The 16,383-nt window shown below is 47.8% G+C and carries 2 protein-coding genes and 2 pseudogenes; all 4 read left to right on the top strand.

From position 1 onward, the window contains the following. Positions 1–40 precede the first annotated feature (40 nt). Positions 41–6,103, top strand: a pseudogene (locus tag MKX46_RS25570) (SDR family NAD(P)-dependent oxidoreductase); the annotation flags it as partial. A gap of 108 nt (positions 6,104–6,211) precedes the next feature. Beyond that, positions 6,212–7,945, top strand: a pseudogene (locus MKX46_RS25565) (type I polyketide synthase); the annotation flags it as partial. A gap of 3 nt (positions 7,946–7,948) precedes the next feature. Further along, positions 7,949–10,492, top strand: coding sequence for an SDR family oxidoreductase (locus tag MKX46_RS25560; RefSeq protein WP_445671744.1), 2,544 nt, complete (start codon positions 7,949–7,951; stop codon positions 10,490–10,492). A 119-nt stretch (positions 10,493–10,611) separates the two neighbouring features. Next, on the top strand, positions 10,612–16,368 hold the full coding sequence (locus MKX46_RS08750; RefSeq protein ID WP_340932950.1) for a type I polyketide synthase: 5,757 nt from the start codon (positions 10,612–10,614) through the stop codon (positions 16,366–16,368). Positions 16,369–16,383 lie beyond the last annotated feature (15 nt).

Genomic DNA, 16,383 nt, shown 5'->3' with positions numbered 1-16,383 from the left:
ATGTTCTTGGAAGAATTCAATTATAGAAAGGGTTTTGGCCATGACAAGTACAATGATGCTTGAGCCGAGATGGAAAGAACAGGCTATCACAGAGAAGAGAACGCTGTCAGTACATTTTCGGCATGTTGTCATGCTTTGTGAGATGGATCCATCTATGTGTGAACTCATAGATGTTCAGCTTAACGGAACAACTTGTATTTCTCTACAGTCCGAACACACTTCCGTAGAAGAGCGGTATCAGGCTTACACCGTTCAGGTATTTGAAACTATCCAGCAGTTAATTCAAGACCGAACTTATCAGGATATCCTTGTTCAAATTATAGTTAGCCGTGAAGGTGAAGGCAGGCTTTTTACAGGGCTTGCCGGGATATTGAAAACGGCGCAGCTTGAATATCCAAAACTATCTGGGCAGCTGATTGAAGTGGATACGAATGAAGACGAGGGCCTTTTGATTCAAAAACTTGCAGAAAATAAGAATAGTCCGTCAGATAGTCATATTCGTTATATCAATGGGAAAAGGCAGGTTATGCATTGGGAATTTATATTAGAGGACGAAGGTATCCAAGATTGGTTGGAACAGGCTACACCATGGCGAGATGGTGGTCTGTATTTAGTGACAGGAGGTACTGGAGGGTTAGGAAAGATTTTTGCCAGAGAGATTGCGGAGAATACACAATCTTCCACTATCATTCTTATGGGTCGTTCTCCTCTGGATGAGCATAAGGAGAAGTGGATATGTGAGCTTCAGAAGTTAGGGGCACATGTTATTTATAAAAACCAGGATTTGAATGACAAAGAGGGAGTAGTTGAATTCATAAATACCATAGAGAGAGAGTATGGTCATGTTAACGGTATTATTCATAGTGCCGGGATCATTCAAGATCATTACATTGTCAATAAAAATTCAGAAGAGTTTAGAGCTGTCCTTGCGCCCAAAGTGTCAGGATTATTGTGTTTGGACGAGGCAACCAAAGGCATGCAATTGGACTTTATTATATTGTTTTCATCAGTGGCTGGTGCGCTTGGAAACCCCGGTCAGGTCGATTATGCTGCAGCAAATGCATTTCTGGACGCCTATGCAGGCTACCGGAATGATTTGCGGGAGCTTGGATCTCGGCATGGTCGGACGCAATCCATAAACTGGCCACTGTGGAGAGAAGGCGGCATGCAGATTGATGAATCCATTGCCAAAATATTGGAAGAGCGTACGGGGATGTCCCCCATTTCAACAGAGACAGGCATTCGAGCTTTCTATAAAGCATTCAGTCTGGGTCAGGAACAAATAATGTTGGTCAAAGGGAATCGGTTAAAAATAGGTGATTATTTGAAAAGGGGTATTGATGGGCAGTCTGCAGCTGCAATTATAAAACAGCCAGTGGAAGTAGACCATGAACGGCTAATGGAAGAAACAGTGTCTAAGCTCAAGTCGTTGCTTGCAGAGGAAATAAAATGGGATGAAGAACGTATTGATATCTTTGAACCATTAGAAAGTTACGGAATTGATTCTATACTCATCTTGCAGCTAAATCAGAAGCTGGAGCGTATTTTCGGGGAATGTTCAAAAACTATCTTTTATGAATGTAGGACTTTACAAGAATTAGCCCTTTATTTCATTTCTAATTTTCGGGAAGCTTGTATACTGTGGACAGGATTGACTTCCTCATATGCAGCTCCAGAGGAATCTTTGAAAACAGCAAAAGATGTCCGGCAGAGAGGACCGGTTCTGGTGCCGCGTCATGGAGCTAAGCGAAAATCCCGAATTGGAATTCCGTCGTCAACTGAAAAAGAGGTGGATCCAATTGCCATTATCGGTATAAGTGGTCATTATCCTCAAGCAGACCATCTACAAGAATTCTGGTCCAATTTAGTAAGTGGAAAAGATTGTATAACAGAACTGGATGAGGAACGATGGGAGCTGGACTCTTTTTATCATCCGGATCGTGAAGAAGCAATTCTTCAAAATAAAAGCTATAGCAAATGGGGGGGATTTGTCCGAGGATTTGCTGATTTTGATCCTTTGTTTTTTAATATCTCTCCTCGGGAAGCTATGAGCATGGACCCACAGGAGCGCTTGTTTATACAAGCTTGTTGGGAAGCACTGGAGGATGCAGCTTATACACGCGAGCAACTGAAGACACGTCACCAAGGAAGAGTGGGTGTATTTGCGGGAATTACCAAAACAGGATTTAATCTGTATGGGCCAGATATGTGGAGGCAGGGAGAGACTTTGTTTCCGCATACATCATTCAGTTCGTTAGCGAATCGGGTGTCTTATTTGTTGAATTTGAATGGACCTAGCATGCCGATTGATACAATGTGTTCATCATCTTTGACAGCTATACATGAAGCTTGTGAGCACCTTCGTCATGGTCAATGTGAAGTAGCCATTGCAGGAGCCGTTAATCTATACCTGCATCCTTCCAGCTATGTACAGCTATGCGGACAGCACATGCTGTCGGTGGATGGAAAATGTAAAAGCTTCGGGCAGGATGCCAACGGATTTGTCCCCGGAGAGGGAGTGGGCGTATTTATATTAAAGCCGTTGTCCAGAGCGACAGCAGATAAAGATCATATTTATGGCTGTATCCGTGGAACAAGTATAAATCACGGCGGTAAAACGAATGGATATACGGTCCCTAATCCATCTGCTCAAGCAGAGCTTATTCGGACTGCTATGGATAGAGCGGGTATAGATGCTCGAGCCATCAGTTATATCGAAGCTCATGGAACTGGAACTCTCCTGGGAGATCCTATTGAAGTTACCGGACTTACGCAAGCGTTTAGGGCATCTACGAAGCAATCACAATTTTGTGCAATTGGCTCAGTTAAAAGTAATATTGGACATTTGGAAGCGGCTGCTGGTATGGCAGGCATGACTAAAATAATTTTACAAATGAAATATCGAAAAATTGTACCCACTTTACATGTGAAACAATTGAATCCCAACATTCCTTTTTCAGACACTCCATTTGTGGTTCAAAGGCAATTATCGGATTGGAACCGTCCTGTGGTGGAGATGGATGGAGAGCGAAAGGAATATCCTAGAATCGCTGGCATCTCCTCTTTTGGAGCGGGTGGGGCCAATGCACATGTAATTATGGAGGAATTTACGGAACCTGTTGAATCCATAGCTTCATTTGATGTGAACTCAGGTGAAAAAGCCATCGTTGTATTATCCGCAAAAAATGAAGACAGGCTGTTTGCAAAGGTACATCAGCTGCTGGCTTTTATAGAAGAAGGGCAAATTCAAGATGATCATTTACGGAACGTGGCTTATACCCTTCAAGTAGGTAGAGAGGCTATGGAGGAACGTTTGGGTTTGATGGTGGGTTCTGTCAAGGAACTGGAAGAAAAACTCAAGTTGTTTTATGAGAAAAAAGGAGATTTTAAGGATATTTATAGGGGGAGAAGCAAGCGTAATAAAGAGTCGGTGATGTTGCTATTAGCAGATGAGGATATGAAGAAAGCCGTATCGGCATGGATTCAGAAGAAAAAGTACACAAAACTTCTGGATCTTTGGGTAAAGGGAGTAGATATCGATTGGACTCAAATATACGAAGCGGACATTCCTAAAAGAATGAGTCTTCCAGTATATCCGTTTGCCAAGGAACGGTACTGGATATCCGAACGGTCCCCAACTGACATAAAGGACAGCGTATATTCTTCAGCAGCAGGATCGGCCTATATTCATCCGTTGCTTCACCGCAATACATCAGATTTAACTGAGCAAAGATACAGCTCCACATTTACGGGTGAGGAATTCTTTTTGACTGATCACCAGATCAGAGGACATAAAGTCCTGCCAGGTGTGGCACATTTGGAAATGGCAAGAAAAGCCGCAGAGTTGGCGACAAACATGTCTTCAGCAGATCAACTTACCATCAAATTAAAAAATGTGGTATGGGCCAGTCCGGTGATGGTTGATACGCTGCCTGTTGAAGTACATATCGGATTATACATGGAGGATGGAGGAGAGATTGGTTATACCATCTACAGAAAGTCTGAGGATGGTTCGGATAATTTTGTAAACAGCCAGGGCCGAATCGAAATATGCACGAACATCAAAACACAAACACTGGATATCTCAAGTCTACAAGCAGCCTGTAATCAAACTAGCATGACGGGGGCAGCTTGTTATGAAGCTTTTGAAAAAATGGGTTATTCTTACGGTGAAGGACATCGAGGAATTGAAGTGCTCTATGCTGGGACAGATCAGGTTCTAGCGAAACTGCGTCTGCCACTGGTGACGAGTGGTTCAGGGAAGGCATATGTTCTGCATCCGGGTGTGGTCGATTCAGCATTGCAGGCAACCATCGGATTGCTTAGTCAGCGACAGACAGGGAACAATCCACTTTTGCCGTTTGCCTTACAAGAAATTCTTATCTTACAGTCCTGCACTTCTACCATGTGGGCGTGTATTCGTTACAGTGAAGGATATGATGCAGGAAGCTCATTGTTAAGAGTGGATGTCGATATCTGCGATGATGCGGGGAATATCTGTATTCGAATGAATGGACTTACTTCAAGAATTTTAAAGGAAGAAGTAACGGATAAGCCCGATATTTCTACATTAATGCTGTCACCTGTATGGAAACAGCAAACCATTGAACAGGCAGTCCTAACTACGGAATGCATCAAGCACGTAGTCTTGCTTTGTGAACCTGATGAAAGATGGATAGGACCAATACGAAAAGGACTTCGTGATGTGGTGTGTGTCTCCCTGCTTTCCAAGGCCATACATGCGGTAGATAGATATCAGGATTATGCATTACAGGCATTGGGAGAAGTACAAAAAATTATTCGAGATCAGGCCAATGGACAGGTGCTAGTGCAGATTGTAGCTTTCAATCCGCTAGAACGTTATATGTTCACTGGCCTATTAGGCTTGCTCAAAACCGCGCAAATTGAAAGCAGCAAAATTATAGGACAAATGCTGGAGATTAGTACAGTTGAAACGGCGGATCAACTTATTAGAATGATTACAGAAAACGCTCAATGCTCACCGGGTCTGCATGTTCGTTACCATGAGGAAAGACGTTGGGTCTCGGAGTGGGAGGAAATTAGTAGACAGTCCGAGGCCATGAAGCCTTGGAAGGATAATGGAATATATCTGATTACCGGTGGTGCAGGGGGATTGGGACTTATTTTTTGCGAAGAAATGGTAAGAAACTCTCGCTGTCCGACTGTGATTCTCGCTGGGAGATCTCCACTGAATGAACTTGTGAAGTCCAAACTAACTGATTTTGAAGCATCCGGGGCTAGAGTTTTATACAAAAGGACAGATATTACAGATCGTCAATCAGTCCGTGTGTTGATGGAAAGCATTAAAGAGGAGTTTGGGGCTTTAAATGGTATTATCCACAGTGCAGGTGCGATCTACGACAGTTTCATTTTGAACAAGCAGGCGGAAGAAGTAAAGAAGGTAATGGCTCCCAAGGTTGCTGGCACATTGTATTTGGATGAAGAAAGCCAAGAGTTTGATTTAGACTTTTTTGTTCTATTTTCATCTGCTGCCGGGATTTTGGGGAATGCTGGACAATCTGATTATGCGATGGCCAATTTGTTTATGGACAGCTACGCTGAATATCGGTCCGGATTGGAGACTTCTTGTCAGCGAAAAGGACAAACTCTGGTAATGGATTGGCCCCTTTGGAGGGACGGAGGTATGCGTATGGATACGGATACCGAGAAGTTCATGCTACAAAATACTGGCATGCAGTCAATTAGCATTCAAACCGGATTGGATATTTTTTATCAGGCCATGTCTTCAGGGAGAAAACAGGTTATGGGCATATATGGTCAGGTTTCGCGAATGAGGGATAAACTGCTTACCTTAAAAAAAGCGAAGACCAAGCCGATTCAACCACGTTCGACAGCTGCTGATAGTACGGAAAAACTGCTGCATAAGGTGCTTATGATTTTGGCGGAAGCAATATCCAATGTTTTGGATGTGAATGCTAAGGATATTGATGATGATGCTGAATGGGGAGAATATGGATTTGACTCTATTTCATTAACTCAACTGGCTAATCGTCTTAATCAGGCTTACGAATTGGATATAACGCCAGCTCTATTTTTTGAATATTCAGGAATTCGGGAATTTGCGAAGTATCTGTTACTAGAACACCGTGACTTTTTCAATTGGCAGGCGCCAGAGCAACTAGGGTATGGAGAAGCATTGCCAGAACCATCGGAAACGAAAAATGACTTAGGAGCTTGGAAATGGGAAGAAACAGCAAGCCTTCATTCCAGACGTATGAACCCCAGATTTGTTGCTCCTGTCCTACAAGAACATGCAGTTCTGGAACCAGTGGCTATCATCGGAATAAGTGGAATTTTCCCTATGGCCGAAAATGTAGATGAGTTATGGCAAAATCTTGTCCAAGGTAAAGACTGTATTACTAAGATTCCTCGTGAACGCCAGGAATGGGGCACCTGTGATCCAGGTGTGAATTCGGAGGTGCCGTGGGGAGGTTTTATAAGTGGAGTGGATGAATTTGATGCCCTGTTCTTTGGGATTACTCCTCGAGAAGCCGAACTGATGGATCCTCAGCAGCGTTTGCTAATGACCTATGTTTGGAAGGTTTTAGAAGATGCTGGGTATTCGGCTAAAGCAGTATCAGGAACCGGAATGGGATTGTTTGTAGGCACAGGAAGAACTGGCTACAGTGAGCTGCTTACCAAGTCTGGTACAGTCGTCGAGGGATATTCATCCACAGGGAAGGTGCCCTCCGTGGGACCGAACAGGATGAGCTACTTTCTTGATATTCACGGTCCTAGTGAGCCTATTGAAACTGCTTGTTCCAGTTCTTTGATTGCAGTTCACAGAGCAGTTCAGGCGATCAGAAATGGTGATTGCGAAACGGCTGTGGCAGGCGGCGTTAATACGCTGCTTAGTCCGGAAGATTATAAGAGCTTCCATAAAGCGGGGATGCTCAGCAAGGATGGAAGATGTAAGACCTTTTCGGACCAAGCGAATGGTTACGTCAGAAGTGAAGGAGTTGGTATGATACTCCTCAAAAAATTGAAGGATGCTGAACTGGACGGTGACCATATCTATGCAGTTATTAGAGCAACGGGAGAAAATCATGGAGGAAGAGCCAACTCTTTGACCGCGCCTAATCCGAAGTCACAGGCAGAATTATTAAAATCTGTGTACCAAAGGGCTGGGATCAGACCTGATACAGTAGGTTATATCGAAGCTCACGGTAGCGGTACGCCTCTAGGAGATCCTATTGAAATCAATGCACTGAAGCAGGCCTTCCAGGAATTAAAGAATCGGGATCATAACGGTAGTGACAAATCCGGCTATTGCGGATTGGGAACTGTGAAAACTAATATCGGACATTTGGAGATGGCGGCTGGCATCGTTGGTTTAATTAAAGTTGTGTTGCAAATGAAGAATCAAACGCTTGTGAAGAATCTGCACTTAGAGACAGTGAATCCGTATATTGAGCTGGAGGAAAGCCCCTTCTATATCGTTCAGGAGACCTGTAAGTGGGAGCCTCAGTTGGATAATGAGGGTAAGGAGCTGCCAAGACGAGCAGGAATAAGTTCCTTTGGTTTTGGAGGAGCGAATGCACATGTGCTGGTGGAGGAATATATTCCGCAGGAGAACCGTAAGGAGCATTTCGGAGCAACACCGCGCACACCCGTAATGGTTGTTCTGTCAGGTAAGGATGAGCAGCGGTTGCAAGAGCAAGTGCTTCAATTGCTTGAAGCGATGGAGCAGGGGGATTACGGCGACGACAGGTTGGAGTCCATCGCCTATACCCTACAGGTTGGACGGGAAGCCATGGAAGAACGATTGGGACTGATCGTGGAATCCGTCTCGGATTTAGCAGCACAGCTGAGGGAATATGCGGAGCATCAGAAAGCTGGCAGATGGTTTCGCGGAAATGTCAAACGCTATAAGGAAACGATATCCGCCCTGGAGACGGATGAGGATATGCAGGAGACGATCCGTCAGTGGATTTATAAAGGGAAATATGCCAAGCTGTTGGATTTATGGGTTAAGGGGTTGAGCATGAACTGGCAGGCGCTGTACGGAGAGAACCGGCCGTGCCGTATCAGCCTACCCACATATCCATTTGCGCGGGATCGGTACTGGGTTCCGCAGGCGGAAGGGAAGGAAGCGGCCGGGCGAAGCCGGGAGGATACGGATTCTCGATTGCATCCGTTGCTGCACCGGAATATTTCGGTATTGTCGGAGCAGCGGTATAGTTCCACTTTTAGCGGTGAGGAATTTTTCCTGACGGATCACAGAGTGCAGGGACGTAAGATGCTGCCAGGGGTAGCCTATCTGGAAATGGCACGAACAGCGGTGGAGCAGGCGCTGGAGGGGAAGCCGGGAGAGTGGATTACGTTGCAATTACAGCAAGTGACCTGGATGCAACCGATCACAGTCGAAGAGCAGCCGGTAGAGGTAAGGCTCCGTCTGATGGCGGGCGAGGAAGGTGACATTGGTTATGAAATCTACAAGGGATCAACGGGAGCCATGGAAGATGTGGTGTACAGCCAAGGAACTGCTCGTGTGGTGACAAACGTGGAAAGCGTGCGGGAGGATATAGCGAAGCGGATTGCGGAGCACCGGGCTGCGGGTGCACAAGAGGTGCCGATTACCGCCTGTTACGAAGCGTTTGCGGCGATGGGGATTGAATATGGAGCAGGCCAGCGCTCGCTGGAAAGCGTGCAGGCTGGAGCGGACCAGGTATGGGCAAGAGTGTCGTTACCTTCTGGTGTGTCGGTAACAGCCCACGATTACGTGCTTCATCCCAGCTTGATGGATGGGGCGTTGCAGGCAGCCATTGGGCTGACCCTACTGGGGCCGCAAGAAAACACAGCGGGCGCTCCAGCCCTGCCATTTAGCCTGCGGGAGCTGACCGTGTACGGTCCGTGTACGAGCCAGATGTGGGTACACATGAGCGAAGAAGGGGAGCGAGTACAGGAAGAGCGGGTGCAAAAACGGAGTGTGGATGTCTACGATGACACAGGCAGGCTATGCGTAAGTCTACGCGGATTTACCTCACGGTTGCAGGGAGGGGGTTCGCGTTCTTTAACGCAGCCTTTGACGTATCCTTTGGCACCGTCTGAAGTAGAAGTGGCAGCAGAGAACGTGATTGTAGCGCCCGTATGGGAGCCGTGTAGGATCACGGAAGAAGCGGACCCTTCCGGGTCTGCTCAGAGCGACATAGTTCTGATTGGCGGGAGCCGGGAGCGACGGGAAGCTGTGATGGCATACTACCCGCAGGCGCAGGTTGTGGCTCTCCATGCCGGAGAGCCGGTGGAGGACATTCAGGGGAAACTGGAGGATTGCGGAAGCATCCGCCATGTGATCTGGATCGGTCCGGAAGCGGAAATCCCGGCCCTAGAAGAGAAGCGGATTATTGAGGGCCAAGAAGATGGGGTAATCCAGTTATTCCGACTCGTCAAAAGTATGTTGCAGCTGGGGTATGGACATCGGACGTTGGAATGGACGGTGATTACGGTTCAGGCCCAACCGGTAAATAAGTACGACGAGGTCGATCCGACCCACGCGAGTGTACACGGTTTTATCGGTTCGATGGCAAAGGAATATAGCCATTGGAAGGTTCGGTTAGCGGATATGGAAGCGGGAGTGGAGTGGCCATGGTCTGAGCTGCTGTTCCTGCCGCCCAATGCAGAAGGAGACGGGCTTGTGAACCGGGAAGGAGAATGGTACCGCCAGGAACTTGTCCCTGTGACGATGGAAACGGGTTATCCAACGCGCTACCGCCATGGGGGCGTGTATGTAGTCATAGGTGGAGCGGGGGGATTGGGAACCGTCTGGAGTGAATATATGATCCGTACGTACCAGGCACAGATCGTTTGGATCGGGCGGCGGACAGAGGATGAAGCCATTCGAGGCAAGCGGGAACGGTTAGCGGAGATAGGACCCGAGCCGATGTATATCGCAGCGGATGCATCGGACGAGACCGCCTTGGGAGAAGCGTGTCGATTAGTACGTCAGGCGTATGGAGATATCCATGGTGTGGTACACTCGGCGATCGTGCTGTCAGACCGGAGTTTGGGACAGATGGAGGAGGAGGAATTCTGTAAATCGCTGCAGGCTAAGGTAGATGTGAGCGTACACCTGGCGAGAGCATTTCAAGGAGAAACATTGGATTTTGTATTGTTCTTCTCTTCCTTTAACGCATTCACCAAGGCAGCGGGACAAAGCAACTATGTGTCAGGCTGTACCTTTAAGGATGCATTCGCGCACCAGCTATCCGTAGAGTGGTCGTGTGAGGTGAAGGTGGTGAACTGGGGGTATTGGGGCCAGGTTGGTGTGGTATCAGGAGAACGATACCGCAAGCAGATGGAGCGGCTAGGGATCCAATCCATACGGACGGAAGAGGGGATGCGAATATTGGAGCAACTGGTATCGGGACAGCTGCACCAGTTGGGGGTCATGCGAACGACAGATCCGTTGGGAATCAAGGAAGTGAACTGGGGTGAGTTCATTACAATGTAGGTATGGTGCGCACAGATTTTTAAATTTCATGGATAATGCAACGCGGCGAAAGGGCGGTATATGTGAAGTCCGCTATGCCCCTAATGGTCTGGCGGAAATAAGCAGATGGAGAGATGGTCATGAAAATAACGAAGCGTCTGGATTTATTTAGCGAGTCGATGAACTTGATGAACACATTCCTTCTGAAATGGTTAGGTAGCCAGCTAAAACAATTAGGAGTGTACCCGGATTGTAATTTGGAAATCAACGAGATACGTGTGAACGGGAAAATTAACAGCATGTACATGAAGTGGCTAAACGAAAGTTTAGCCATACTGGCTAGAAACGAGGAGTCTAGTTTTATGCCATTAGATGAACTTGTGGAAGAATGGGACAAAAAAAAGAAGGAATGGATTTTGTACAATCCAGACTTACAATCCAGAATTCATCTGTTAGAGCCGATGTTGTTTCATTTGTCTGATATTCTGAGCGGGGCTTATCCTGCTACCGATATTATGTTTCCGAATGGATCTATGAAGCTGGTGGAGAATGTTTACCAGAACAATCCTGTTGCCGACTATTTTAACGATATTTTGTCCGATCAAGTTGTTGCATATGTTACGGGGTGTATCGATCGAAACTTGTCTGCACGTATTCGCATATTGGAAATCGGGGCGGGCACCGGGGGGACCAGCGAGGCGGTGTTAAGCAGACTGGAACCTTTTCAAGAATATATTGAAGAATATTGCTACACTGACGTATCTAGAGCTTTCCTCATCCATGCGCAGGAGAAATACAACTCACGAAAAATACCGATGACGTATAAGCTTTTGAATATTGAAGAGCCTGTTGCCGCACAGAACATTGATGAAGGTGGTTTTGATTTGATTATCGCCACTAATGTGCTGCACGCCACTCACAATATAAGACACACATTAAGGAATGTAAAAGCTTGTACGTCTCGGAATGGATGGCTTCTTTTAAATGAGGTTACCGCTAATACCCTATTTACGCATTTGACTTTTGGTTTGTTGGAAGGGTGGTGGATGTATGAGGATACGGCAGTACGTATCCCGGGGTGCCCGGGGCTTTATCCTGAAATGTGGGAGAAAGTGCTGCATCATGAAGGATTTCATTCAGTAACTTTTCCTGCGGCAGGGGAACATCGATTGGGACAACAAATTATTCAGGCTGAAAGTGATGGCGTCATTCGTCAAAAAAAGCAGCTAAATATATCGCTTAGGAGCGGGCAACACGAAGAGACAGAGACTTACACATGTCAGCGATGGAACCAGGTGCCAGTAGCGACACATATGTCTCAAATGAACGGAGGCCTGTTTCGTCAAAAAAGTGAACACTTCTTTAAAACGCTAATTGGCAAGGTGTTTAAAATTCCTCCAGAGCAGCTGGATAGTGAGAAGCCTTTAGCCGATTACGGTCTGGATTCTATTCTTGTGGTTCAAGTGACAAGTGAATTCAAAAAAATAATGAAGAATGTAAGTAGTACTTTATTTTTTGAGCACTCCACGATCCGTGAATTGGTGGATCATTTTATCCGTACTAGAGAAGCTGATTTAATAGCACTTGTCGGTATTGAAGAGGAACCGAAGGAGAATCAGGCTATACAGAATTATACAGCCCTAAAATTCCCCAATGTACGAATACGGGCTAACGCTTTTGAAAATCATCTATATCTGCCTGACGAGCCTGATTTTAAGCTAGAGGTGAGTTCTAATTTTGACCATGAAGTGGCTGTAATTGGTTTGTCCGGACGTTATGCGCAAGCCAAAAATATTAATGACTTTTGGAATAATATCCAGAAAGGGAAAAATTGTATTCAGGAGATTCCACAGGACAGGTGGAATTGGGCGGATTATTTCAAGGGAGCGAAAGGCACGAAAGGATCAATTTATACAAAATGGGGTGGATTTATTGACGATGCTGATAAATTCGACCCTTTATTTTTTCGTATATCCCCCCGTGAAGCAGAACTAATGGATCCGCAGGAACGCATTTTTTTGGAAACCGTTTATACCACAATTGAAGATGCAGGGTATACTCCTACTTCTCTCGGTGAACATCAAAGAGTGGGAGTGTTTGTGGGGATTATGAATGCGCATTATCCGACAGGTGCTTCATACTGGTCTGTCGCTAATCGAATCTCGTACACTCTTGATTTCCGAGGACCCAGTCTAGCGGTAGATACGGCCTGCTCCTCTTCGCTGACAGCTCTTCATTTGGCGATGGAAAGTTTGCGAAGTGGGACTAGTGACTGTGCTATTGCAGGTGGAGTCAATTTGATTGTGGATCCCGCCCACTACTTGAAACTAACAGACATGAATATGTTAAGTACAGGCAAACAATGCAAGTCTTTTGGTGATGAGGCAGATGGTTTTGTTGATGGTGAAGGTGTAGGAGCCGTCATTCTAAAGCCTCTCCGTAGAGCCGTAGCAGACGGTGATCATATTTATGGAATTATCCGTGGAAGCATGTTGAACTCTGGAGGAAAAACTAACGGCTATACGGTGCCTAGTCCCGCGGCACAGTCGCAAGTTGTTTCCGATGCACTGGAGCGTGCTGGAATTCATCCAAGGTCCGTTAGTTATGTGGAAGCGCATGGTACAGGAACAGCCCTAGGTGATCCCATTGAAATAGAAGGCTTGAAGCAGGCCTATGAAAAATCTACCCTTGACAAGCAATTTTGTTCTCTTGGCTCTGTTAAGTCCAATATCGGACATTGTGAAAGCGCGGCAGGCATTGCGGCTTTAACCAAAGTATTGATGCAAATGAAGCATGGTCAATTGGCTCCAACGCTGCATTCAAAGACGCAGAATCCGGAGATCCCATTTGAGGATACTCCTTTCGTACTCCAGCAGGAACTGGCAGAATGGAAACGACCTCAGATTGAAATGAACGGTACGGTAAAGGATTTTCCGCGTATTGCAGGCATTTCATCCTTTGGAGCCGGAGGAGCGAATGCACATGTGCTGGTGGAGGAATACATTCCGCAGGAGAACCGTATGGACCATTTCGGCGCTGCACCACGCACACCCGTGATGATTGTTCTGTCAGGCAAGGATGAGCAGCGGCTGCAAGAGCAAGTGCTTCAATTGCTTGAGGCGATGGAGCAGGGGGATTACGGCGACGACAGGCTGGAGTCCATCGCCTATACCCTACAGGTTGGACGGGAAGCCATGGAAGAACGATTGGGACTGATCGTGGAATCCGTCTCGGATTTAGCAGCACAGCTGAGGGAATATGCGGAGCATCAGAAAGCTGGCAGATGGTTTCGCGGAAATGTCAAACGCTATAAGGAAACGATATCCGCCCTGGAGACGGATGAGGATATGCAGGAGACGATCCGTCAGTGGATTTATAAAGGGAAATATGCCAAGCTGTTGGATTTATGGGTTAAGGGGTTGAGCATGAACTGGCAGGCGCTGTACGGAGAGAACCGGCCGTGCCGTATCAGCCTACCCACATATCCATTTGCGCGGGATCGGTACTGGGTTCCGCAGGCGGAAGGGAAGGAAGCGGCCGGGCGAAGCCGGGAGGATACGGATTCTCGATTGCATCCGTTGCTGCACCGGAATATTTCGGTATTGTCGGAGCAGCGGTATAGTTCCACTTTTAGCGGTGAGGAATTTTTCCTGACGGATCACAGAGTGCAGGGACGTAAGATGCTGCCAGGGGTAGCCTATCTGGAAATGGCACGAACAGCGGTGGAGCAGGCGCTGGAGGGGAAGCCGGGAGAGTGGATTACGTTGCAATTACAGCAAGTGACCTGGATGCAACCGATCACAGTCGAAGAGCAGCCGGTAGAGGTAAGGCTCCGTCTGATGGCGGGCGAGGAAGGTGACATTGGTTATGAAATCTACAAGGGATCAACGGGAGCCATGGAAGATGTGGTGTACAGCCAAGGAACTGCTCGTGTGGTGACAAACGTGGAAAGCGTGCGGGAGGATATAGCGAAGCGGATTGCGGAGCACCGGGCTGCGGGTGCACAAGAGGTGCCGATTACCGCCTGTTACGAAGCGTTTGCGGCGATGGGGATTGAATATGGAGCAGGCCAGCGCTCGCTGGAAAGCGTGCAGGCTGGAGCGGACCAGGTATGGGCAAGAGTGTCGTTACCTTCTGGTGTGTCGGTAACAGCCCACGATTACGTGCTTCATCCCAGCTTGATGGATGGGGCGTTGCAGGCAGCCATTGGGCTGACCCTACTGGGGCCGCAAGAAAACACAGCGGGCGCTCCAGCCCTGCCATTTAGCCTGCGGGAGCTGACCGTGTACGGTCCGTGTACGAGCCAGATGTGGGTACACATGAGCGAAGAAGGGGAGCGAGTACAGGAAGAGCGGGTGCAAAAACGGAGTGTGGATGTCTACGATGACACAGGCAGGCTATGCGTAAGTCTACGCGGATTTACCTCACGGTTGCAGGGAGGGGGTTCGCGTTCTTTAACGCAGCCTTTGACGTATCCTTTGGCACCGTCTGAAGTAGAAGTGGCAGCAGAGAACGTGATTGTAGCGCCCGTATGGGAGCCGTGTAGGATCACGGAAGAAGCGGACCCTTCCGGGTCTGCTCAGAGCGACATAGTTCTGATTGGCGGGAGCCGGGAGCGACGGGAAGCTGTGATGGCATACTACCCGCAGGCGCAGGTTGTGGCTCTCCATGCCGGAGAGCCGGTGGAGGACATTCAGGGGAAACTGGAGGATTGCGGAAGCATCCGCCATGTGATCTGGATCGGTCCGGAAGCGGAAATCCCGGCCCTAGAAGAGAAGCGGATTATTGAGGGCCAAGAAGATGGGGTAATCCAGTTATTCCGACTCGTCAAAAGTATGTTGCAGCTGGGGTATGGACATCGGACGTTGGAATGGACGGTGATTACGGTTCAGGCCCAACCGGTAAATAAGTACGACGAGGTCGATCCGACCCACGCGAGTGTACACGGTTTTATCGGTTCGATGGCAAAGGAATATAGCCATTGGAAGGTTCGGTTAGCGGATATGGAAGCGGGAGTGGAGTGGCCATGGTCTGAGCTGCTGTTCCTGCCGCCCAATGCAGAAGGAGACGGGCTTGTGAACCGGGAAGGAGAATGGTACCGCCAGGAACTTGTCCCTGTGACGATGGAAACGGGTTATCCAACGCGCTACCGCCATGGGGGCGTGTATGTAGTCATAGGTGGAGCGGGGGGATTGGGAACCGTCTGGAGTGAATATATGATCCGTACGTACCAGGCACAGATCGTTTGGATCGGGCGGCGGACAGAGGATGAAGCCATTCGAGGCAAGCGGGAACGGTTAGCGGAGATAGGACCCGAGCCGATGTATATCGCAGCGGATGCATCGGACGAGACCGCCTTGGGAGAAGCGTGTCGATTAGTACGTCAGGCGTATGGAGATATCCATGGTGTGGTACACTCGGCGATCGTGCTGTCAGACCGGAGTTTGGGACAGATGGAGGAGGAGGAATTCTGTAAATCGCTGCAGGCTAAGGTAGATGTGAGCGTACACCTGGCGAGAGCATTTCAAGGAGAAGCATTGGATTTTGTATTGTTCTTCTCTTCCTTTAACGCATTCACCAAGGCAGCGGGGCAAAGCAACTATGTGTCAGGCTGTACCTTTAAGGATGCATTCGCGCACCAGCTATCCGTAGAGTGGTCGTGTGAGGTGAAGGTGGTGAACTGGGGGTATTGGGGCCAGGTTGGGGTAGTATCAGGAGAACGATACCGCAAGCAGATGGAGCGGCTAGGGATCCAATCCATACGGACGGAAGAGGGGATGCGAATATTGGAGCAACTGGTATCGGGGCAGCTGCACCAGTTGGGGGTCATGCGAACGACAGATCCGTTGGGAATCAAGGAAGTGAACTGGGAGAAGCAAATTGTATGCACTCATTAAAACAAGGAGGACAAC

Source organism: Paenibacillus sp. FSL P4-0113 (genome assembly GCF_038009305.1).
GTDB lineage: Bacteria > Bacillota > Bacilli > Paenibacillales > Paenibacillaceae > Paenibacillus > Paenibacillus polymyxa_D.
The sequence above is the reverse complement of the archived record's forward strand: the minus strand, read 5'-3'. Positions and strand labels throughout refer to the sequence as shown.

What these genes read in the sequence shown, in the direction of transcription:
- MKX46_RS08750 (WP_340932950.1), top strand. Translation starts at nt 10,612, where the DNA reads ATGAAAATAACGAAGCGTCTGGATTTATTTAGCGAGTCGATGAACTTG.
- MKX46_RS25560 (WP_445671744.1), top strand. Translation starts at nt 7,949, where the DNA reads ATGCAGGAGACGATCCGTCAGTGGATTTATAAAGGGAAATATGCCAAG.